Annotated in this window: 24 protein-coding genes; 11 read left to right on the top strand and 13 right to left on the bottom strand. The window is 70.8% G+C overall.

Annotated features, from left to right (window positions below; all coding sequences use genetic code 11):
- Position 1: 1 nt before the first annotated feature.
- The 3 genes from FGM06_RS00490 (at position 2) to FGM06_RS00480 (ending at position 1,452) form a co-directional block, all read left to right on the top strand.
- Positions 2-625, top strand: a complete 624-nt coding sequence (locus FGM06_RS00490) for a class I SAM-dependent methyltransferase (RefSeq protein ID WP_144796417.1) — start codon at positions 2-4, stop codon at positions 623-625.
- A complete protein-coding gene (locus FGM06_RS00485) occupies positions 618-1,118 on the top strand; it encodes a transcriptional regulator FilR1 domain-containing protein (protein ID WP_144796415.1) in 501 nt (166 codons plus the stop codon). The genes FGM06_RS00490 and FGM06_RS00485 overlap by 8 nt, the downstream gene beginning before the upstream one ends.
- A 76-nt stretch (positions 1,119-1,194) precedes the next feature.
- Positions 1,195-1,452: a hypothetical protein gene (locus FGM06_RS00480; protein ID WP_144796413.1), complete on the top strand. Its 258-nt coding sequence runs from the start codon at positions 1,195-1,197 to the stop codon at positions 1,450-1,452.
- A 15-nt stretch (positions 1,453-1,467) separates the two neighbouring features.
- Here FGM06_RS00480 and FGM06_RS00475 read toward each other — a convergent pair whose 3' ends face one another.
- The 3 genes from FGM06_RS00475 to FGM06_RS00465 all read right to left on the bottom strand — a co-directional run bounded on the left by FGM06_RS00475 (position 1,468) and on the right by FGM06_RS00465 (position 4,655).
- Complete coding sequence (locus FGM06_RS00475) at positions 1,468-2,163, bottom strand: thymidine kinase (RefSeq protein WP_144796411.1); 696 nt, start codon at positions 2,161-2,163, stop codon at positions 1,468-1,470.
- 103 nt (positions 2,164-2,266) lie between these two features.
- Positions 2,267-3,331 (bottom strand): amidohydrolase family protein, encoded by a 1,065-nt coding sequence (locus FGM06_RS00470; protein WP_144796408.1) that lies wholly within the window; start codon positions 3,329-3,331, stop codon positions 2,267-2,269.
- 67 nt (positions 3,332-3,398) lie between these two features.
- Entirely contained in the window at positions 3,399-4,655 is a 1,257-nt protein-coding gene (locus FGM06_RS00465) for an HD domain-containing protein (RefSeq protein ID WP_144796406.1), read from the bottom strand.
- A gap of 103 nt (positions 4,656-4,758) precedes the next feature.
- Between FGM06_RS00465 and FGM06_RS00460 the strand changes: the two genes are divergently transcribed.
- On the top strand, positions 4,759-5,163 hold the full coding sequence (locus FGM06_RS00460) for a universal stress protein (protein WP_144796404.1): 405 nt from the start codon (positions 4,759-4,761) through the stop codon (positions 5,161-5,163).
- Positions 5,164-5,182: 19 nt separating this feature from the next.
- Here FGM06_RS00460 and FGM06_RS00455 read toward each other — a convergent pair whose 3' ends face one another.
- The 4 genes from FGM06_RS00455 to FGM06_RS00440 form a co-directional block, all read right to left on the bottom strand.
- Positions 5,183-6,421 (bottom strand): HD domain-containing protein, encoded by a 1,239-nt coding sequence (locus FGM06_RS00455; RefSeq protein WP_144796402.1) that lies wholly within the window; start codon positions 6,419-6,421, stop codon positions 5,183-5,185.
- A gap of 13 nt (positions 6,422-6,434) precedes the next feature.
- Complete coding sequence (locus FGM06_RS00450) at positions 6,435-7,004, bottom strand: helix-turn-helix domain-containing protein (RefSeq protein ID WP_144796400.1); 570 nt, start codon at positions 7,002-7,004, stop codon at positions 6,435-6,437.
- Positions 7,005-7,107: 103 nt separating this feature from the next.
- Positions 7,108-8,427, bottom strand: a complete 1,320-nt coding sequence (locus FGM06_RS00445; protein WP_144796398.1) for a phosphoribosylamine--glycine ligase — start codon at positions 8,425-8,427, stop codon at positions 7,108-7,110.
- 49 nt (positions 8,428-8,476) lie between these two features.
- Complete coding sequence (locus FGM06_RS00440; protein WP_144796396.1) at positions 8,477-8,842, bottom strand: group I truncated hemoglobin; 366 nt, start codon at positions 8,840-8,842, stop codon at positions 8,477-8,479.
- A 141-nt stretch (positions 8,843-8,983) separates the two neighbouring features.
- On the opposite strand from FGM06_RS00440, the gene FGM06_RS00435 reads away from it, so the two are divergent.
- Positions 8,984-9,349 (top strand): glutamyl-tRNA reductase, encoded by a 366-nt coding sequence (locus tag FGM06_RS00435; RefSeq protein ID WP_186310934.1) that lies wholly within the window; start codon positions 8,984-8,986, stop codon positions 9,347-9,349.
- Positions 9,350-9,363: 14 nt separating this feature from the next.
- On the opposite strand, the gene FGM06_RS00430 is transcribed toward FGM06_RS00435, so the two are convergent.
- A complete protein-coding gene (locus FGM06_RS00430) occupies positions 9,364-9,597 on the bottom strand; it encodes a DUF2249 domain-containing protein (RefSeq protein ID WP_144796392.1) in 234 nt (77 codons plus the stop codon).
- Positions 9,598-9,781: 184 nt separating this feature from the next.
- Between FGM06_RS00430 and FGM06_RS00425 the strand changes: the two genes are divergently transcribed.
- From FGM06_RS00425 to katG, 4 genes are all read left to right on the top strand, one after another.
- Complete coding sequence (locus FGM06_RS00425) at positions 9,782-10,168, top strand: cupin domain-containing protein (RefSeq protein WP_144796390.1); 387 nt, start codon at positions 9,782-9,784, stop codon at positions 10,166-10,168.
- A gap of 164 nt (positions 10,169-10,332) precedes the next feature.
- Positions 10,333-11,430 carry a copper-containing nitrite reductase gene (gene nirK / locus FGM06_RS00420; RefSeq protein ID WP_144796388.1) on the top strand — a complete coding sequence of 366 codons (1,098 nt, stop codon included), beginning with the start codon at positions 10,333-10,335 and terminating at the stop codon, positions 11,428-11,430.
- Between the two features lie 122 nt (positions 11,431-11,552).
- Positions 11,553-12,728 carry a tellurite resistance/C4-dicarboxylate transporter family protein gene (locus tag FGM06_RS00415; RefSeq protein ID WP_144796386.1) on the top strand — a complete coding sequence of 392 codons (1,176 nt, stop codon included), beginning with the start codon at positions 11,553-11,555 and terminating at the stop codon, positions 12,726-12,728.
- 202 nt (positions 12,729-12,930) lie between these two features.
- Positions 12,931-15,084 carry a catalase/peroxidase HPI gene (gene katG, locus FGM06_RS00410; RefSeq protein WP_144796384.1) on the top strand — a complete coding sequence of 718 codons (2,154 nt, stop codon included), beginning with the start codon at positions 12,931-12,933 and terminating at the stop codon, positions 15,082-15,084.
- A gap of 55 nt (positions 15,085-15,139) precedes the next feature.
- Here katG and FGM06_RS00405 read toward each other — a convergent pair whose 3' ends face one another.
- Positions 15,140-16,123 (bottom strand): nucleoside recognition protein, encoded by a 984-nt coding sequence (locus FGM06_RS00405; protein ID WP_144796382.1) that lies wholly within the window; start codon positions 16,121-16,123, stop codon positions 15,140-15,142.
- Positions 16,124-16,257: 134 nt separating this feature from the next.
- On the opposite strand from FGM06_RS00405, the gene FGM06_RS00400 reads away from it, so the two are divergent.
- Positions 16,258-17,175 carry an HVO_0234 family beta-propeller protein gene (locus tag FGM06_RS00400; protein ID WP_144796380.1) on the top strand — a complete coding sequence of 306 codons (918 nt, stop codon included), beginning with the start codon at positions 16,258-16,260 and terminating at the stop codon, positions 17,173-17,175.
- Between the two features lie 299 nt (positions 17,176-17,474).
- Here the strand turns inward: FGM06_RS00400 and FGM06_RS00395 are convergent, their stop codons facing one another.
- Entirely contained in the window at positions 17,475-18,425 is a 951-nt protein-coding gene (locus tag FGM06_RS00395; RefSeq protein WP_144796378.1) for an aminopeptidase, read from the bottom strand.
- Positions 18,426-18,603: 178 nt separating this feature from the next.
- Here FGM06_RS00395 and FGM06_RS00390 point away from each other — a divergent pair, with 178 nt between their 5' ends.
- Complete coding sequence (locus tag FGM06_RS00390; RefSeq protein ID WP_144796376.1) at positions 18,604-19,671, top strand: type II glyceraldehyde-3-phosphate dehydrogenase; 1,068 nt, start codon at positions 18,604-18,606, stop codon at positions 19,669-19,671.
- Between the two features lie 24 nt (positions 19,672-19,695).
- Here the strand turns inward: FGM06_RS00390 and FGM06_RS15890 are convergent, their stop codons facing one another.
- From FGM06_RS15890 to FGM06_RS00380, 3 genes are all read right to left on the bottom strand, one after another.
- Positions 19,696-19,872 carry a hypothetical protein gene (locus tag FGM06_RS15890; RefSeq protein WP_186310933.1) on the bottom strand — a complete coding sequence of 59 codons (177 nt, stop codon included), beginning with the start codon at positions 19,870-19,872 and terminating at the stop codon, positions 19,696-19,698.
- A gap of 122 nt (positions 19,873-19,994) precedes the next feature.
- Positions 19,995-20,294, bottom strand: a complete 300-nt coding sequence (locus tag FGM06_RS00385) for a hypothetical protein (RefSeq protein ID WP_144796374.1) — start codon at positions 20,292-20,294, stop codon at positions 19,995-19,997.
- 94 nt (positions 20,295-20,388) lie between these two features.
- Positions 20,389-21,375, bottom strand: a complete 987-nt coding sequence (locus FGM06_RS00380) for a hypothetical protein (protein WP_144796372.1) — start codon at positions 21,373-21,375, stop codon at positions 20,389-20,391.
- Positions 21,376-21,380: the final 5 nt, after the last annotated feature.

Here is a 21,380-nt window from a genome sequence, read left to right as displayed (position 1 = left end):
CATGACGGACTGGGACGAGCGGTTCGCGTCCGGCGAGTACCCACGAGAGCCGGAGCCGTCGCCCGTGTTGCGCTCGTACGAGCCTTCGATCCCCGACGGGCGCGCGCTCGACGTCGCCGCGGGCACCGGCCGGAACGCGGTGTTCCTGGCGGAGGCCGGCTACGCGGTCGACGCGCTCGACGCCTCGCGCGAGGGGCTGAAGATCGTCGGTGAGCGCGCCGCGGAGCGCGGGATCGGCGACCGGATCGAGCCGATCCGCGGCGACGTCTCGACGTACGGCTTCCCGAGCGAGGCGTACGAGCTGATCACCGTGAGCTTCTTCCACACGCTCGACCGCTTCGCCGACCTCGCGGAGGCGCTCGTCCCCGGCGGCTACCTGTTCGTCGAGGGGCACCTCCGATCGGACTCCTCTACCCCGTCCGGCCCGAGCGACGATCGGTACCGGTTCGCGGCCAACGAGCTCCTCCGGGCGGGCCTCGGGCTGACGGTGCTGTACTACGACGAGACGGCCCAGGAGCGCCCCGACGACCGGCGGCGCGCGACGGCCCGACTGCTCGCGCGGCGGTCGACCGGCGGTCGGCAGTCGTACCCGGCGCGACCCGGCGGGGACGCGATCGATGAGTGAGAACGCATCGCACGGAGACTCGCTCCGCGCGCTCGTCGCCGAGGCCGTTGACGGCGACCACTCGGGGATGGAGAGCCGAGTCGCCGTCGTCGAGCGCGGCGAGGACCCCGGACCCGCCGCGCGGCTCTCCGCGCTCGTCACCGGCGGCGGCCCCCTCGTCGGCGTGATCCCCCGGGTCGACCCGTCGCTCGCACGACGGGTCGCGGACGGGATCGAGGGGGAAGCGCGGCTCGTCTTCACCGGGAGCGCGGGCGACCGGTTCGACGGTCCCGCGGGCGCCGCGGTCCGATCGGCTCTCGCCGGACACGGCGTGGAGGCGTACCGCCACGAGGGGGACTCCCCGATCGGCGTTCTCCTCGTCGGCGACCGCGCCGTCGCGGGCCTGTTCGACGAGCGGGGACTCGCCGCGCTGCTGTGGTCCGACGCGCCGCCGGTCCGGGAGTGGGCGGCCGCGACCTGTCGCCGGTTCCTCGCGGCCGCCGAGCCGGTGTGACGGGCGGCGGCGCGCCGCGTCGAACGCGAGCGCCCGCGGCGCATCGCTTTTGCCCGCGCCCGACGAATCGACGGCCATGAAAGCCGCGCTGCTGTTGGTCGTCGGCCTCGTCGGACTGGTGCAGACGCTCGCCCCGCGCCCGGTCGTGCGGGCGTGGACCCGCGTCGTCTACCGCGATGCGGGCGACGCGGAGCCCCGCGAGTGGGCTTACGTCGCCGCGCGAGCCGAGGGAGCGGTGCTCACGCTCGTCTCGCTCGTCGGGCTGTACCGCGTCGCGACGGCGTCGGACGACGCCGAGGCGTCTTCGACGAGCGACGAACGGTCGGACGGATAAACGGCGGTCGCCCTCTCAGTCGTCGCTCGCGTCCACCGGCTCTCCGATCTCGTCAGCCCGTGCGTCCGGATCGTCCGAGTCGGCCTCGCCATCGGCCAGGTACGACCGGCCGCCGTCGGCGCGCTCGCCGGTCCGCAGGACGTGACAGTCGCGACACCGGGCCTCGTAGGACTCCTCGGCGCCGACGAGGATGGTCGGGTCCTCGGCGTGGGCCGGCTCGCCCTCGATCAGGCGCTGGTTCCGCGAGGCGGGCTCGCCGCACTGCGAGCAGATCGCCTGGAGCTTGTCGACGTACTCGGCGGTCGCCATCAGCTGCGGGAGCGGCTCGAACGGCTCGCCCCGGAACGTCTGATCGGTGCCGGAGACGATCACGCGGGTCCCCGCGTCGGCGAGCGCGTTACAGACCTCGACGAGCGCGTTCGAGAAGAAGTTCGCCTCGTCGACCGCGACGACCTCCGGGAACGGCTCGTCGTCGAGGATGTCGAGGGGGCCGTCGCCCTCGTTGTCGACGACGGTCGCGTCCCACTGGCGGCCCGTGTGGCTGCCGATCGTCGTCTCACCGTAGCGGTCGTCGACCGCCGGCTTGTACACCGCGACGGACTGCCCGGCGATCTCGGACCGGCGGAGCCGGCGCAGCAGCTCCTCGGTCTTTCCCGAGAACATCGACCCCGAAATGACCTCGATCCAGCCGGATCGAGTGATGGCGTGCATGAGCGATCGGGCCGGTGCCAGCGACTAAACCGTTTCTCTCCCGGCTCGTCTCGGCGACTGCGACGGCGACCGAATCGCGGTCAGATACCGGCCGCGATCGGCTTCAGTCCCCCGCCGAGCCGATCTCCTCGCCGCCGATCACGACCCGCGAGACGTCCGCGGCGCCGGCGCGCCGGACGATCGCTCTGACGAGGTCGTGCGCCCCGGCGAGGTTGTCCGAGTCGCCGTCGAGGACGAGCAGGTCCGCGTCGGCGCCGGGGTCGACGACCCCCTTGTTCAGCCCCGCGATCCGGGCGCCGTTGACGGTCGCCATCCGGAGCACGTCGCGGGCGGGCAGGTCCGCCAACTTGGCGGCGAACTCCATCTCGCGGAACATCGACGGGGAGTCGAGCATGACGTTGTCGGTGCCGAGCGCGACGGTCGTCCGCTCCGCGAGATCGCGAATCGGCGGGACGCCGACCTTCGTCACGAGGTTCGAGCGCGGGCAGACGACGACCGGCGTGCCGCGGTCGTCGAGCCGTTCGAGGTGGATCGGCTCCGCGTGGACCATGTGGACGAGGAAGTCCGGGTCCAGGTCCATCGCGGGGTTGACGTCGTCGGCGTCGCGCTCGCCCGCGTGGATCCCGAACAGCTTCCCGGCCTCGCGCGCCTCCGTGCGTACGGCGTCGAAGTCGGCGTCGCGGGCGCCGGAGGCGCCGTAGCCGTCGGCGACGGAGAGCACGTCGGGATCGTCGCGGCCGAACACGACGGGGTCGATCGCGCGCTCGCCGAAGGCGACGCCCTCGCCGGCGACCGCGTCCCGCAGCGCGGCCACGCCGTCGACGCCGCCCTCGCGGAACTCCAGGAAGGCCCCGGTGCCGGTCGACTCCATGTACCGCAGGGTGCGGGCCATCGCCGCCACCTTCTCCTCGCGGCTCGCCGACCGGAGGAGCCGGTGTTTGAGCCCGTCCGGCGGGGCGACGAGCTCATCGAGCGAGAGCCCCTCGCCCGCCTCCTTCGCGATGGAGTCGCCGATGTGGGTGTGGGCGTTGACGAAGGCGGGGAGGATCACGTCGTCGCTCTCGACGGACTCCTCCTCGACCCGGACGATCTCGCCGTCGTCGACGACCACCCGTCCCTCGACGGGCTCGAACGCCTCGCCGACGAGGACCGTCCCCTCCAGATGCATACCTCTCGGTCGCCAGCCCGAGGTTAAAACGGTACGGGAACGGGTCGACGGAGGGCCGTGGCTTCCCCTACTCGAACTCGTCGAGCGTCGTCGGCATCGCACCGCGCACCTCGGTCACGAGCCCGTCCGGGTCGAGGCCGAGCACGTCCGCGGCCGCGCGCCCGACGCGGTCGGTCGCCGGCCGGGGGGCGTAGACGCCGAGCCGCCACTGGTTGCGCTGTGCGGTCCGGAGCGCGGAGACCAGAGGCGACTGCCGTTCGAGCCGGCGCACCTCGCCGCTGACGGTCACGCGGGCGGTCGACTCGCGCATCGACGGCTCCGGCGGCACGTCGAGGATCACGTGTTCGCGGTCGACGCCGGCCTCCTCGGCGATCTCGCGCTCTAAGGCGACCTCGGTCTCGCGGTCCGCCTCGTGGACGCGCTCGGGGACGTCGTCGTACTCGGCCCACACCGCCAGCTTGTAGAGGTCGCGCTCGTCGTAGCGCCGGGAGAGCTCGGCGGTCGCCCGGCAGTCGCGGACCGCGGCGAGGAAGTCGTGGTCGTCCATGCGCCGGAGCTCGGGGGCCGTCGTCGCGGTCGCCTCCAGCAGGTCGCTCGCGGCCCGCCGCAGCATCGCCTTCGAGATGCGCGCGACGTGGTGGGTGTAGACGACCGGGTTCATCAGCGCGCGGGCGAGCAGGAGGCTCTCCGCGGTCTGGACGTTCCCCTCGTCGAGGACGAGTTCGGGGCCGTCTCCGCCGGGGCCCGCTGCGTCGCCCTCCCGTTCGACGAACGTCAGTTCGCGGACGAACCGCTCGGTGTCGATGGTGCCGTACGGGACGCCCGTGTGGTACGCGTCGCGGACGAGGTAGTCCATGCGGTCGACGTCGAGCTCCCCCGAGACGAGCCCGGCGTACCGACCCTCGCCGGCGACGATCCCGGCGATCCGGTCCGGGTCGAGGTCGTGGTCGCGGAGGACTTCTCCGACCGCGCCGGTCGCGAGCAGTTCGCCCACGTCGTCGTGGTACTTCCCGGTGCGCCGATGGGTGAGCGACTCCAGGTTGTGGCTGAAGGGTCCGTGGCCGACGTCGTGGAGCATCGCCGCCGCTTCGATGCGTTCGGCCCGCTTCCCGCCGATGCCGAGGTGATCGAGCGCGCGGCTGGCGAGGTGGTAGACGCCGAGGCTGTGCTCGAAGCGGGTGTGGTTCGCGGAGGGGTAAACGAGCTGAACCGTGCCGAGCTGTTTCACGTGGCGGAGGCGCTGGACGGCGGGGGTGTCGATGAGCGCGGCGGCGACACCGTCGATCTCGATGTGGTCGTGGACGGTGTCCTTGACCGTGATCATGCGGACCGGTTCGTCGGCATCTGATAAAAGGAGTGGGAGGGCCGGTGGCGGCGAGCGGGAACCGCGGCTATTATTTATAAGGGTCGTCCGCGAAGGTCGGCGTATGTACGAGGTACTCATGGGGATCGATAACGCGACGGACAGCCGCGCGGTCGCGCAGGCGGAGGCCGTCGCCGACCTCCCGCGGGCGGCCGACGAGACGAAGGCGCACCTGTGTCACGTGTTCCGAGACAATCCCGAGGGGGCCTCGGTCCACCAGCTCTCCGCGGTGCGGCGCGCCCGGGAGACGCTCGAAGCGGCGGGGGTCACCTGCGTCCACTACGAGGCGAGCGGCGAGCCGGCCGACGAGCTGCTCTCGGCCGCCGCCGACGTCGACGCGAACGCGATCTGCGTCTCCGGGCGCCAGCGCAGGCCGTCGGGGAAGGCCGTCTTCGGGAGCGTGACCCAGGACGTGATCCTCGGGAGCGATCGGCCGGTGTTCGCGGTGCCGGCGCCGCGGGACGAGTGAACGGGGACGACCGGACGCGTTACGTCCGCGCTCCGGCGGTCCGGAGCCCGAGCACGTCGCTCGCGGCCTCGCCGACCGCGTCGACGTGCTCCGGCGGACAGTAGACGCCGAGCGTCCAGCGGCGGCGCTCGGCGCTCCGCAGCCCGCCGACGAGCTCGGAGGCGTCCTCCAGCCGCTGCGGGACGCCGTCGACGACGACGGTGGAGCCGGACTCCTTCAGCCCGGGCCGAGAGGGGACGTCGACGACGACCGCCTCGCGGTCCAGGCCGACGCGCTCGGCGATCTCGCGCTCGGCGGCGACCTCCTCGGCGTGGCCCGCGTCGACCGTTCCGGCCGGCACGTCGGCCAGCCCGACCCACACCGCCCGCTTGTAGAGGTCGCGGCGCTCGATGCGCCGGCCGAGCTCGGGGACGGTCTCGCGGAGCTCGACGAGCAGGTCGTGGTCGGCCATCCGGCGGAACGTCTCGGCGTCGGTGTCGGTGCGGTCGAGGTAGCGTTCGCAGGCGCGCTCCAGCATCGCGCCGGCGACCCGCGAGACGTGGTGGCGGTAGACGACCGCGTTCATCAGCGACCGGGCGACGAGCAGGCTCTCCGCGGTGGGGACGTTCCCCTCCGCGAGCACGAGCTCGGCGCTTTCGGGATCGACCGAGCCGAGGTCGCTCGCCCCGCCGTTCCCGGCTGAGCCGCCCTCGCCCGCCAGCCGGAGCTCGTTGACGAGCCGCCCGGTGTCGACCGTGCCGTACGGGACGCCCGTGTGGTGGGCGTCGCGCACGAGGTAGTCCATGCGGTCGACGTCGAGCTCGCCCGAGACGAGCGCACCGAGCCCGCCCTCGCCCGCGATCAGCGAGGCGACGCGCTCGGGGTCGAGCCCGTTGCGCTCCAGGACCTGGCACACCTCGCGGTCGGCGTCGGTCAACAGCCACGCCACGTCGTCGTGGTCACGTCCGGTCGCGCGCCGGATGATCCCCTCGGTCTGGTGGCCGTAGGGGCCGTGACCGGCGTCGTGGAGGAGCGCCGCCGCGCGGACGTGGGCGGCGGTGTCGGCGTCGACGTCGAACCCCTCGACGGCGCGGCCGGCGAGGTGGTAGACGCCGAGGCTGTGCTCGAAGCGGGTGTGGTTCGCGGAGGGGTACACCAGCCTGACGGTGGACAGCTGTTTGACGTGGCGCAGCCGCTGGAAGGCGGGCGTGTCGATCAGCTCGGCGGCGACGTCGCCGAGCCGAACGTGGCCGTGGACGCTGTCCTTGATCGCCTTCATCGTCCCCCGCGGGTCACTCGTCGACGATCTCGACGCCGAGCCGCTCCTCTACGGCCCGGACGACGGAGCCGCCGACGCCGGCCGTCGCGGCGCGGCCGTCCTCCACCGCGAACAGGTCGTCCTCGTCGACGTCGAGCTCGTCGGCGAGCTCCTCGACGGTGAGGCCGGCCTCCTGCCGGGCCGCCGCCACGTCGTCGCCGTAGCCGGAGACGAGGTACGGGAGGCGGTCGGACTCGTAGCTCGTGCCGCCCTCCTCCCAGTGCTTGGAGTCGCCGGTCACGGAGTCGTACATCTTCGCCTGCTTCCGCGCGAGCTCTTTCTTCCGGCTCTCCGAGCCGCTCGACTCGGCGCTGGCGCCGCCCGGGCTCCCGCCGGAGCTGCCGCCGCGACTGCCGCCCGAGCCGGAGCCGCCCCCGCTCTGCGGCGCGTTGCCCGCGTCGTCGTGCGGGCGGCAGTCCGAGCACACCAGCAGCTTCGCGCCGGCGACCGTGGCGCGCTGGAGCTTCGTCGTCTCCCGCCCGCAGAGCTCACAGGCGTCGCCGTCGTCGCCGCCGCCGCCTCCGCCCGTCGAGTACTTCGCCATACCGCGAGTGGTGGACCCGGACGGTTAAAAAGTCGTGGAGCGACGGCCGTTCGAACGAGCGGCGACCGTCGGCGCCGGCCTCACTCCCCGCCGGGCCCGAACCTCACTCTCCGCCCGGACCGAGGTACCCCCACGCGAGCAGCCGGTCGCCGTCGCCGTCGACCCACCGCTCGCCGATGTCGTCGCGGTAGTACATGTTCGGCATCACGATGTCGTCGATGCGGTCGTACGCCCGCTCGCGGGCGGCCTGCATCGTCTCGCCCTTGCCGGTGACGACGATGGGCATTCCGTTGTCGCCCGCGGCCCGCCACTGCCCGTCGACGCTCTTCGCGTCTTCGAGGTGGATCCCGTCCCTGCTCTCCGTCTCGAACACCACGGCCGCATTCCGCGAGTTCTCGTCGTACGTCTTCTCGTCGTCGAACGGGAACGGCGGGAGCACGACGCGGACCGCGATCTGGTACCCCCGGTGGACCGACAGCTCCGGGTCGTTCCCGTGGGCGAGGTCGTAGAAGAACTGGCCGGTCCCGGACTCGAACGACTCCTCCTGTAACGCGATCGTCGGATAGCCGAACCGCGGCGTGAACTCCAGCGGGTAGATCCCGCTCTCGTTCACGATGCAGTTGATGTCGATGCTGCCGACGTACCCCTCGTCGGCGAGCCAGCCCTCGATCTTACCGAACGTTTCTTCGAATAACTCGTTCTGGCCGGCCCAGAACATCGACGTCCCCATCTCGCCGGTCGAGGGACCGATGTTTCCCGGGAACAGTTTCTTGTGCTCGAAGTTGAAATTGACCTGGTCGATGAACTCGTCGCCGTTGAAAAATCCGCAGATGGCGATCTCGACGCCCTCGACCTTTCGCTGAAGCTGGAAGCCCTTCATGCGGTGGCCCCACGCCTTCTTGTACGCTCGGAGAACGTCGACGACGTCGCTGCCGTCGTCCTCGTTACCGACGTAGAGCAAGCGCTTGACGTTCTGGACCTCGCCGAGGGGTTTGATGACGTACGGCGCGGGGTTCTCCTGCACGTGCCGGATGCCCTCGTCGAAGTCGCGGAAGACGTGGTGGTCGATCGTGGTGACGCCGTGCTCCTCGAGCACCTCCATCGCGTAGCCGCGGTCCTCTTCGAGGCGATCGGTGTTCGGCGTCCCGCCGACGACGGCTTTCCCCTCCTCGCGGAGCTCCTCTGCGAGCGCGCCGGTGCCGACGTCGGAGCCGACCCAGATGTCGTCGAAAACGACGACGTCGGCCCAGTCGACCTCGGCCTCCCAGTCGTCCGTCTTCGGGACGAAGCCGTCGCCGATCTCCTTGTCGCTCTCGGCCTCGATGTAGTACTTCACGTCGTGGCCCTCGCGGTGGACCTGCCAGGCCAGGTCGGTGATCAGCGCGGCGTCGGCGGAGACGAACAGGAAGCGAGCGGAGTCCATACGTCGGTGTCTCCCGGCGAGAACTTGAGTATGGGTGTCGACCCCGCCGCTACCGTCCGACGACGTCCGGTTCGAGCGCGCCGACCTCCTCGAGAATCGCCTCGACGTCCCCCTCGGCGACGCCGTTCTCTCGGAGCGCCTCGCCGAGGTACGTCGCGACGCGACCGAACGCCTCCGCCGTGATCCCCATCCCCTCGTGCGCCGTCCGCATGTCGGCGCCCTCGTACGAGACCGGCCCGCCGGCGACGGCGCTGACGAACTGCACCTGGTGGGCGTACAGCGCCTCCCGGTCGACGCCCTCGAAGTACGGCTCGAGGAGCGGGTCGTCGAAGACGCGGTCGTAGAAGTCGGACACGACGGCCTCGACGGCCTCGCGGCCGCCGATGTCGGCGTAGATCGATTGGCTCTCCGTCATCGCTTCGACCGTGTTTCTTGCGACTTAAGACCGATTCGAAAGAACATGTTCGGGGACGTCGTTCGCGACTCGCGGGGACCGGAGGCTCGTGGCGAACACGTTCGGGTGAACGCTGACCCGCGTGGCGGCCGGCGATCCGATATGAGACACGAACGGCTCGACGCGCGACGACGACCGGCCGTTCGCGAGCCCGGCGACGAATCGAGCGGAGACGGAGGGGCCGACAACGGATCGGCCGATGACGGAGCTCCCGATCCGGACCGCGTCCGGCGGCGGATACGGGACCGAGCGGAGCGGATCGAGCGCCGCGAGGTCGGGGAGGCGATCTCGTCGCTCGAGGCGCGCGGCGGTCTCACGGACGAGCAGCGCGAGACGGTCCGTCTCCTCGGAACGGCGATAGCCAGGGGGCTGACGGCCGCTCCCGAGTCGGCCTTGGAGCGACCCGCACGGGACGAGCCGGCGACCGTTCGGGCCGTCGCGCGGTTGTTCGACGTCGAGCGCGAGTAGCCGCGACCCGGCGCCTACGTCTCGACCTTCGGGAACTCGGCGACGAACTCGTCGGGCGCGTCCTGCCGGACCTCGTACCCCTCCTCGTCGAAGGCGGGCACCTCGGCGGCCATCTCGTAGTACAGCGGCTTCGGTTCGTGGTCGTTGACGATGGTGAGCGTCTCGCCGGGCTCCATCCCGTCGAACTCGTCGTGGATCCGGTCGTGCCTGTTCACCGGCGGAATGTCGCGCACGTCTAGTCTCGGCATGCGGTCGACCGTTGCGTGCGCGTCCGCATCCGCCTTGAGACGAACACGTTCGGGTACAGCCACTCCCCGCACGGGCCCGAAGATCCGGACGTGACACGCTCGATGACGCCGTCGATCGGAAGGCGCACGGACAGAAACCGCCGCTCGGACGGGCGACGCGGCCCGCACCGCCGGGGTGAGTGACGTGCCGGCGACGAGCCTCGACGCGGAGCGAACGTACGACGAGGAGCGCTTCTCGACGAGCGGCGTGTTCCGGAGCGACCGAGCGAAGGTCGTCTGCGGCTACTTCGAGCCGGGGCAGTTCATCCCGGTCCACGCCCCCGAGAGCGACGTGGTCGTCACGGTCCAGTCCGGCACGGGAACGGTCCGTGAAGGTGACACTGACCACGCCGTCGCCCCCGGCGACGTGGTCGTCGTCGAGGCGGGGACCGAGCGCGGCGTGAAGGCGGACGAGGGCGAGCGCCTCGAAGCGGTTCTCGTCACCGCGCCGCCCCCGACCGACGCGGAACACGATCCGGTCCGGGAGGGGATCCGACGCGGCGAGTTCGACCCGCGGGACGGACGGGAGTGAGGATCGCCGCGGGGATCGACCGCCGCACTCGGCCGTCACCTCACGTCGAATACAGTATTTAAACACCAGTATATGGGGGAGAACTGCGGTGTTCGCCCCGGTATTATAGAACAGTATATACGATATATGATGCGACGTCGCGTCCGTTCGAACGGAGAAAGACGATGACACAGAACCTCAGCAGGCGGCGGGCGGTGCAGGCGATCGGCGCGGGAGCGGTCGGTGCCTTCGCCGGGTGTATCGGCGCGCCGGTGAACGCGGAGCCCGCGTCCAACGCCGGGACGAGCCCGGACGAGGCCCCCGAACTCGACCCCGCACGCGACGTCGACGTCGACCGGATCGCGGCGGACCCGACCGACGTGCCGGCCCCCGTCGACTGGGACGAGCCCCGCGAGCACGACGTCACCCTTCGCACGAAGGAGCTCGTCGCGGAGATCGAGCCCGGCGTGACGTTCAAGTACATGACGTTCGAGGGACAGGTCCCCGGACCGATGATCCGCGTCCGGCGGGGCGACACCGTGAACCTCCGGTTCGAGGTGCCGGCCGACGACAACAGCGACATCCACAACGTCGACTTCCACGCCGTCTACGGCCCCGGCGGCGGCGCCGTCGACACGACGCTCGTGCCCGGCGACGACGCCGCGGAACTGAGCTTCCGCGCCGAGTTCCCCGGGCTGTTCACCTACCACTGCGCGGTGCCGGCGATGGACCACCACGTCAGCTCCGGGATGTTCGGCGCGATCCTCGTCGAGCCCGAGGCGGGACTGCCGGCGGTGGATCGCGAAATCTACCTCGGACAGCACGAGCTGTACACGACCGGCGACCTCGGCGAGAAGGGCCACCACGCGTTCGACCAGGGCGCGATGGTCGACGAGGAGCCGACGTACGTCGTCTTCAACGGCGAAGACCACGGCTTCACGAAGGACCGTCGCGGCGCGATCGGCGCCGCGGTCGGCGAGACCGTCCGGGTGTTCTTCGTCAACGGCGGACCGAACCAGTCCAGCTCGTGGCACCCGATCGGCAACGTCTGGTCGCGGCTGTACCGCGACGGCGACCTCGTCTCGCCGCCCGCGCGCTACGTCGAGACCACGCCGGTCGCGCCGGGTACGGCGACGGTCGGGGAGATGGACCTCGTGGTTCCGGGGCCGATCAAGATCGTCGACCACGCGCTCTCGCGCGCCGGCCGGCGCGGTGCGCTCGCGGTCGTGGACGTCGAAGGCGAGCCGAACCCAGACGTGTACGACCCCGGATCCGACGCGTGAGCCGTTCGGTCCGCCTCGGGAACCCCCCGCGGCGAACCGCCCGATAGCGGTACTCACTTACCCGCGGCGCGACCAGCGGGGGACGATCGGGTCGGCGAACGGCCCGCCCGCGAGTACCACCGATGACCGAGTCACCTCGAACCGACGAGACGCCCGCCGAGTCGACGATGTCGGAACGCCTCGGCGCCGCGCTCCGAGAGCTCGACCCGGCGTACTTCGGGCTCGTCATGTCGACCGCGATCGTCTCGATCGCGTTCCGGGAGCTCGGCGTCTCCGCGGTCGCCCGACCGCTCGCGGTCCTCTCCGCGGCCTGTTACGCGCTGCTGATCGGTCTGTTCGCGGTCCGAACCGTCTCGTTTCCGAGGCGGATGCTCGCCGACCTCCGGGACCGACAGCGACACTGGGGGTCGCTGACGTTCGCGGTCGCGACGAACACCGTCGGGACGGTCTTACTGCTCTTCTTCGACGCGGTTCACGTCGCCGCCGCGCTCTGGGGAGTCGCGGTCGTCGCCACGCCAGCGCTCCTCTACTACCTGTTCGCGACCGAGATCGTCGGCGCCGAAAAGGCGGCCGTGAGCGAGCGGATCGACGGCGCCTTCCTGTTGGTTATCGTCTGCATGCAGTCGCTCGCCGTCCTCGGCGGACTGCTGGCCGAACCGCTAACCGAGAGCGCGAACGCGCTCGTCCTGTTGAGCATGAGCTACTTCGGGTCGGGGTACGTCCTCTACTTCGTCGTCGTCACCGTCGTCGCCTATCGGCTCCTCGACGGCCCAGTCCGGCCCGACGACTGGACCGGACCGTACTGGATCACGATGGGCGCGGCGGCCATCACGACGCTGGCGGGGGCGACGCTCGGTCCGCGCCTGGGGACGGTTCCCGGCTGGGAGCCGTACGTCCCCGTCGTCGTCGGCGCCACGTTCCTCGCGTGGGCGATCGCCTCGTGGTGGATCCCGCTGCTGCTCGTCCTCGACGCGTGGGCGTTCCTCGCCGACGGGATCGACGGCCGCCCTCCCGCGTGGGTCGCGGTCCTGCCGTGGTCGCGACTGGCGTTCGGCGACCGCCTGCACGCCTACGCGCCGACGGCGTGGGGGCGAGTGTTTCCGATGGGGATGTACACCGCCAGCACGCTGAACCTCGCCGGCATCGGGACGTTCGAACTCCTCTCCGTCGTCCCCGCGTACTGGGGGTGGTTCGCGCTGACCGTCTGGGCGCTGACCTTCGCGGGGACGGGACGAGCGGTCGCGCGGGTGCTCGTGGGTTCCGAACCCGAGACGGACGGACGGTCGTCGTCGACGTAGCCTCGCGCGAGCCGAGCGAATGTAACGGTGCGAACCGAGCGCATCCGACGGCGTGAACCGAGCACGTGTAACGAAGTCGTACCTTTTTCGGAGATTCGAAACGAATCTTCATAATCTCAAAATACAGGTTGTTTTCACCGGGTGTTTCTCTCCAAAGTGAACACCTTTTTATTCGAGGTGACGGAAGGTTCGGACGACTCTGATGATTCAGAAGACAGACCGCGAGTGGTGGCCGAACCAGTTGAACCTGGAGATACTCGACAAGAACGCCCGCGACGTCGGACCCTACGACGACGACTTCGACTACGCCGAGGCGTTCCAGTCGCTCGACCTCGACGAGGTGAAGGCGGACCTCGAGGAGCTGATGACGAGCTCACAGGACTGGTGGCCGGCCGACTACGGTCACTACGGGCCGCTGTTCATCCGGATGGCGTGGCACAGCGCCGGGACGTACCGGACGGCGGACGGCCGCGGCGGCGCGGCGGGAGGTCGGCAGCGGTTCGCCCCGCTTAACAGCTGGCCGGACAACGCGAATCTCGACAAGGCGCGCCGGCTGCTCCTCCCGATCAAACAGAAGTACGGCCGCAACCTCTCGTGGGCCGACCTGATGATCCTCGCCGGGAACGTCGCCATCGAGTCGATGGGGTTCAAGACGTTCGGCTTCGCCGGCGGTCGCGAGGACGCCTTCGAGCCCGACGACTCCACCTACTGGGGCCCGGAGACCGAGATGGACACCCAGGAGCGCTTCGACGAGCCCGGCGAGCTGGAGCCGGGACTCGGCGCGTCCGTGATGGGGCTCATCTACGTGAACCCCGAGGGGCCGGACGGCAACCCCGACCCCGAGCAGTCGGCGAAGAACATCCGCCAGACGTTCGACCGCATGGCGATGAACGACAAGGAGACGGCGGCGCTGATCGCGGGCGGTCACACGTTCGGGAAGGTCCACGGCGCGGACGACCCCGACGAGCACCTCGGCCCCGAGCCGGAAGCCGCCCCCATCGAGGCGCAGGGCCTCGGCTGGGAGAACGACCACGGCAGCGGGAAGGGCGGCGACACGATCACGAGCGGGATCGAGGGCCCCTGGACCGGGTCGCCGATCGAGTGGGACATGGGGTACATCGACAACCTGCTGGAGCACGAGTGGGCGGCCCAGAAGGGCCCCGGCGGCGCCTGGCAGTGGCTCCCGGTCGACGCGGACGAGGTCGAGAGCGCCCCGGACGCGCACGACCCCGACGAGGAGGTCACGCCGATGATGCTCACGACGGACGTCGCGCTGAAGCGCGACCCCGACTACCGCGAGATCATCGAGGAGTTCCAGGAGAACCCGATGGAGTTCGGGGTCAACTTCGCGAAGGCCTGGTACAAGCTGACCCACCGCGACATGGGCCCGCCGGAGCGGTTCCTCGGCCCGGAGGTCCCGGACGAGGAGATGATCTGGCAGGACCCGCTCCCCGAGGTCGACCACGACCTGATCGGGGACGCGGAGGCAAGTGATCTCAAAGGGGCGATCCTCGACACCGACCTGACGACGCGACAGCTCGTCAAGACCGCGTGGGCGTCGGCGTCCACGTACCGCGACAGCGACAAGCGCGGCGGCGCGAACGGCGCGCGCGTCAGGCTCGATCCCCAGCGCGACTGGGAAGTGAACGAGCCGGCGCAGCTCGAGACGGTGCTGGCGACGCTCGAAGAGATTCAGGAGGAGTTCAACGCCTCTCGCACCGACGACGTGCGCGTCTCGCTCGCCGACCTGATCGTCCTCGGCGGCGCCGCCGCGGTCGAGGAGGCGGCTGCCGACGCCGGCTACGACGTGACGGTCCCGTTCGAGCCGGGGCGTGTCGACGCCTCGCCGGAGCAGACCGACGCCGACTCGTTCGAGGCGCTCAAGCCGCGCGTCGACGGGTTCCGGAACTACCTCGGCGACGGCGTCGACCACCCGCCCGAGGAGCTGTTAGTCGACAAGGCGGACCTCCTCGACCTGACCGCCACCGAGATGACGGCGCTCGTCGGCGGCCTGCGCGCGCTCGGCGCCACCTACGAGAACACGGACCGCGGCGTCTTCACCGACAGTCCCGGGACGTTAACGAACGACTTCTTCGTGAACCTGCTCGACATGGGCACCGAGTGGCGCCCCGTCGAGGAGGACGCGGAGGACGCGGACGTGTACGAGGGGATCGACCGCCAGACCGGCGAGGTCGAGTGGGAGGCCACCCGCCTCGACCTGATCTTCGGCTCGAACTCCCGGCTCCGCGCCGTCGCCGAGGTGTACGGGAGCGAGGACGCCGAGGAGACGCTCGTCCGCGACTTCGTCGACGCGTGGACGAAGGTGATGCGGCTCGACCGCTTCGACCTCGAGTAACGCGGTCCGACCGATTCGCGGCGGTGTTTTTTGGTCTTCCAGGCCCCGAGAGGCGTCACCACACCGGCGCGAGCAGCAGCGCGACCGTCGCCGAGATGAAGACGAGCTTCAGGGCGGTGTTGACCGCGATCACCTTCGTGCCGAACTCGGCGCCCCAGATCCCGTACTGGAAGGGGATCGAGCGACGGAAGGTGGAGACGGCGAACGAGAGGATGCCGCCGATGAGCAGGCTCGCGACGGCGGTCCGGGTGGTGAACACGCCCGCCTCGGTCCCGGCGAGCGTCACGGCCCCGGCCGTCGTGTCGAGCGTGTAGACGGCGATGACGGGGACTGCGGCGCCGGGCAGCCCGAGGAGGCCCGTGATCGGCTCGGCGACGCTCGTCAGGGCCTCGACGTCGTAGTAGGTGACGAACGCGATCACGAGGGTGTAGACGACCGCGAGCCGCGGGACGATCCGGCGGAGGGTCGACCACGACTTCTCGCCGGCCTCGCGGACGCGCTCGCGGCTCGTCCGGTCGTCGGCCTCGGGCCCGCTCGCGTCCACGTCGGCGAGCGCGGCGCGGTCCACGTTGCGCTCGGAGAGCAGGACGCCGCCGGCGAGGACGCCCGTGACCGTGATCGCGAGGGCGATCCCGGCGCGCGCGGAGACGTAGACGGTGCCGGTCTCGACGCCCAGGATCGGGATCAACACGGGAATATAAAAGGTGAACACGTGCTGGACGAAGCTGAAGAACGTGTTGATGGTGACGGCGACGAGCGTCGCCCGGTCGTCGAGCAGTCCGGACTCGCGGTATTCGGCGAGCGTTGCGTAGCCCGCCGTCGTCGACGCCGCGGTCGTGAGGATCGCGGTGCCGACCTCGTCGGGGAGGTTCGCGGGCCGGGTGAGCCACCCCGCCAGCCCGGCGACGTACCGGATCAGCCCGAACGCGACCGCGACGTTGGCGGCGAAGACGCCGACCGCGATGAACGCCGCGATCCGCGCGAGCCGCGGGGCGACCTCGCCGAGCAGGGCGACGACCTCTGCGGCGACCGATTGCACGAGGCGTGGTACGCGGCCGCCGACCTAATGCGCGTCGAAACGGGCGGGCCCTTGGTCGGGTTTCGGACGACGATCGGTCCCGGCGCGGCGAGCGTTCGGGGGGCTTATGCGACCCGCGCGCGAATCCTCCGCAGATGGCACCCGCGGAGGACGACATCTCGATCGAGGAGAAGCGCGTGTACGCCGGGACGGCGGGCCGCACCGACGCGTACGTCGCCACCGGGAGCGGCGTCGTCCGGGTGGCGCTGTCGGCAGACAAGGTGGGCGCGTTCGACATGGTCGCCCGCGAGCCGGCCCGCGACGTGGCCGTCCTCCCCCGCGACGACGCCCCGGACCTCGTCGGGATCGCGACCCCGGACGGCCTGCGCGTCGCGCCCGTCGGTGACGACCCCGAGTTCGATCCGATCGCGGCCGACGCGGACCCGGTGGTCGCGGTCGGCGTCCACGACGGCGCGTTCCTCCTCGCCGGCGAGGACGGCGGGATCGACCGGATCGCTATCGGCGGCGCGGCTTCCGACCCGACCGCGACCTCGATCGGGACCGTCTCGGAGCCGCGCGCGATCGACGGCCCCCTCGTCGCCGCCGGCGACGGGGTTTATCAGGTCACCGGGAGCGACGGCGCGGGTGGAGAGCTCGGTCTCACCGCCGTCGGCCTCGACGACGCCCGCGACGTCGCCGGCGCGGGGATGCCGCTCGCGGCGACCGGCTCGGGGCTCTACTGGCTCGGTAACGGCTGGATGACGGCGCTGGAGGGGACCGCCGAGGCGGTCGCGGCCGACGGCGACGGTCACGCGATGGCGGTGGTCGACGGCGATCTCCGACTTCACACCGGCGACGCGCCGGAGAGCGAAGTTTCGGGATGGGACGCCGAAACGTGGCGGATCGCCGACCTGCCGGTCGACGAGGCGGCGGTCGCTCTCGGCTACGGGCCCGGGATCTCCGTGGTCGTCACCGCGGCCGGGACGCTCTGCGTCGACGCGGGCGACGGCTGGCGACACCAGGTGGTCGGCGTGCGGGACGTCGCGGGCGTCGCGCTCGCGGTCGTTGAATAGTGTCGCGATCGATTATAAACGGTTGCTGCCGCGGTAGTAGCTTAAAAACACTCAACCGTTCGCTTATTAGCAACCGCTGGTGGCGGATCGATGGTGTATACCTCCAAAGCCCCAGCCGTGAGGCCGCCCCTTTGAGTCCACCCCGCACAGCACCGCAGCCTCACGCCTCCCCAGCCTCGCGGCTCCCTTCGGTCGCCGCTTCCCTCGCGCGTGCTCCTCGGCCGCGAGGCGGCCTCGGAGGCACGCGCCGACCGTCATAGTGGTTTATAAGTGAGCGACTGTCTCTGACCCGACTACCCCTACGCGGTCGGCAGTTCGACTTCCTCGCCGTCGGCGTAGACGGTCGGGTTCCGGAGGATCCCGTCGAGGTGGATCGGGGCGTCCGTCTCCCCGCCGATGCCCGCGTTGTCGCCGATCGCGATGTGGACCGTGCCGCCCGCCTTCTCGTCCAAGAGGACGGAGCCGACCAGCTCGTCGACGCCGACGTTGGTCCCGATCCCGAGCTCGGCGAGGTTGTACGCTGCGTCGCCGACCGACTCCGCGGCCGCCTCGACGTCGGCGCGGATCGCGTCGTCGTCGATGCTCGTGACCAGTCCGTCCTCGACCTCGAAGGTGAGCTCTTGGTCCTCGTCGAGCAGCCCGTGGGGCATCATCGTCCCGTCGACGACGAACGTCCCGGTCGCGGTCTCGGGCGCGACGAACACCTCGCCGGCCGGCAGGTTCGAGAAGTCGCCGGGGTCGCGCACCATGCCGGTGTCGGAGAGCCACTCGCGGTCGCCGATCCCGAACGCGATATCGGTGCCCGCGGGCGAGGTGACGCGGACCTCGTCGGCGCCGGCGACCTGCGCGAGCACGTCGTCGCACGCGGCCTCGATGGCGGCGTAGTCGGCGTCGAGCCCGGTGGCGAACACGTCCTCGGTGATTCCCGGGAGCGTCGCGCCGCGGGCGCCGGCGTCGCAGGCGGCCCCCCGAGCGCGGGTGTGGCTGAGGCTCTTCGTCGTCGGCGCGAGGAACACGTCGCTCTCGGCCATCGCGGCCGCCACCGGCGCGGGCGGCTCGGTCCCGTGCTGTTCGGCCGGCGGGTATCGGAGGACCGTCGCGTCGTCGGTTACGGCGACCGCGGCCACGTACAGCGCCTCGCCGACCGGTTCGCGCTCGTCGTCCGTGACGACCACGACCGACTCGTCGGGCGCGACGTTCAGACACTGGTTCACGGCGGTGGCTGCCGCCTCGGAGAGGGAGGGTGACATACGCGACGATCGGTACTCGTGGGCGTTAGGCCTGTCGCATTTTCGCTTATTTACTCTATTTTGAAATTCAGTTACACGCTCTCGTCACGCGAATTAACCGACCGATTACTCACGCCGTAGTTAATTTCTTTCTAAATTCCTCGAAAAGATTATGCCGATACGCGAGGGATGGTTCGGTATGATACGTGTGGGCGTCAACGGCTACGGCACGATCGGCAAGCGGGTCGCGGACGCGGTCGCGGCCCAGCCCGACATGGAGCTCGTCGGCGTGACGAAGACGAGCCCGAACTACGGCGCCGAGGCCGCGGTCCGACACGGGTACGACCTCTACGCCGCGATCGACGACCGAGTCGACGAGTTCGAGGCCGCCGGCCTCGGCGTGTCGGGGACCCTCGCGGACCTGCTCGACGAGATCGACGTCGTCGTCGACTGCTGTCCCTCCGGGATCGGCGAGCGAAACGGACCGACGTACGAGGCCCACGACGTGTCCGCGATCTACCAGGGCGGCGAGGACGCCGGGGTCGCCGACGCCTCGTTCAACGCCCGGGGGAGCTACGACGCCGCTCGCGGCGCCGACTCGCTCCGCGTCGTCTCCTGTAACACCACCGGGCTCTCCCGGCTCCTCGCGCCGCTCGACGAGACGTACGGCGTCGAGAAGGCGCGCGTGACGCTCGTCCGCCGCGGCGGCGACCCGAGCGAGACCGACCGAGGGCCGATCAACGACGTCGTGCCCGACCCGCGGACGGTCCCCTCCCACCACGGTCCCGACGTGAACACGATCCTCCCGGACGTCGACGTCGACACGGCCGCGCTGAAGGCACCCGTAACCGCGATGCACACCCACAGCGTCAACGTGACGCTCGAGGAGGAGCCGAGCGCCGCCGCCGTCAGGGACCTCCTCGCCGGCGAGGGCCGCGTGTTCCTGATCCCCGAGCGCGCCGGGATCGACGGCGCCGGCGCGCTGAAGGACTACGCCGCCGACGTCGGGCGCCCGCGCGGCGACCTCTGGGAAAACTGCGTCTGGGAGGAGTCGATTAGCGTCCAGGGCCGGGACCTCTACCTGTTCCAGAACGTCCACCAGGAGGCCGACGTCGTCCCGGAGAACGTCGACGCGATCCGGGCGCTGGCGACCGACGCGTCCCGCGAGGAATCCGTCGCCCGTACCGACGAATCGCTCGGGATCGGCCTCGACAGCCTGCTCTCCGACGGCGGCAGCACGCGGAGCCCGCTCACGGCCGACGACTGAGTCGGTCTGCGCCGGCGGCGGCGCTTACTCCGACGGCCGCGTCACGAGGAACGTCCGTCCGCCGCGGCGTTCCAGTGCCACCTCGCTCCCGCGCACGCGGTTCACGCGAACGCGGTCGGCGATCCGGTCCGTTCGACAGTCGGTGACGTCCACGCGCGTCGGCGTCGCGTACTGGGGTCGGTCGCGGGTACTCGCGCTCATACCTCCGACTGCGAGCGGAACGCCCGTATAAGCGAGCCATGTCCGGAGTGAAAGTGAAAGTGAACGTATCGCCGTCGAACGCCGCCGATCTCGTCTCGATCGCCTTCGGAACGAACGCGGACCTACCGACGGAGCCCCGCCTCCTCGTCGCCCTCGACGAAGCGGACTGTGAAGTAGTCGTATCCACCGTAGGCGGCGTCGAGCGCACCGAGCCACCAGTTCCAGCGCTCGACGAGCGAGGAACCGTCGGGCGCGTCCTCGAGGTGGTCGATCACGCCGGGGACGGTGAGCGCGTGCCCGCGGTCCCGGGAGGGACGTCCGGAGTCGTCGAGGTCGCAGGCCGCGCGAGCGACCGCCCGCCGATCGGCCTCGGTACCGCCGAACGCCTCCGCCAGCGCCTTTTCCAGACGGGTTCTGTCCATGTGCGTCGCTAGGAGAGCCGAGTATATGAGTCGCGTGGTAGAGGGTGGCACGTCCGGTGTCGACGGGGGAGCGTTCCGGCATCTCGGTCGGCGGTCACAGCCGCGCCGCGAGCGCGAGGAAGAGGATGCTGAACGGCGCCGTCAGGAGTGTCAACAGCATCCCGGCCGCACCCTCGCCCGCCGCGACGGCCATCGCGAGGCCGACGACGAGCGACGCGGAGCCCAGCATGGCGAGGATGACGCGCTCGGGGACGCTGGCCCGGTCGGGACCGTCGCTCCGCGCGAGCGCCTCGGCGAGTCCCCGTTCGACGTCGTCCGCGAGTTCGGTCGGAACGAACAGCCACGGCGTCGAGCGGTACCAGGCGTTCCCGCGGTACGCCAGCAGGAACACGGTCGTCCACGGGAGGTCGATCCGGCGCGTCCGGATCACGGAACCGAGGTCGTCCGAGCGGGTCCGGTCGTGGCTCCGGTCGGTTCGCTCCACGCTCAGCGCGCCCTGATCGAACCGCACGTCGGTCCCGCGCGAGCCCGCGACGGCCGGCGTAAACGCGAGGAGCGCGACGACCAACGGCGCGAGCCCCGGAGACAGCGACGGGAGGGCCGGAAGCGGGCCGACCCCGGTCGCCGCGATGGCAACGGCGAGCACGGCCCCCACCCCGGCGAGCGTCCAGCCGGGGCGGAATCGCGAGGGATCGAACGAGTAGTCTCCGAACTGCGACAGGAGCTCTCGGCGCCGCTCCGGGGAGGTTCGGTCGTACGCCACGAGCCAGTAGAGCAGCGACACCGGGCCACCGACCAGGAGGACGACCGCCACCGCCCACGTCGACGCCGGCGGCCCGTCCCCGCCGAGTAGCGAGGCGCCGACCCTGACGGCGGCGACCGCGAGCACCGCGAGAAGGAGCCCGCCCGCGGTCACGGTCGCGCCGAGCGCCAGCGAACGCAGGCGGTCGAAACGGACCGGCCCCCACTCGATAACGTCCGTCGACTCCGGGGAGACGGCCGAGTCGAGCGCGTCGCCGGCGTCACCGTCGGCGACCCCCGAGACGGTCTCCTCGGCCGAAGGGGGCGAATCGGAGGGCACGCCGC

It is taken from the genome of Halorubrum depositum (assembly GCF_007671725.1).
Taxonomy (GTDB): domain Archaea; phylum Halobacteriota; class Halobacteria; order Halobacteriales; family Haloferacaceae; genus Halorubrum; species Halorubrum depositum.
Note: the sequence above shows the minus strand (reverse complement) of the source record. Positions and strands in the feature narration are given on the sequence as shown.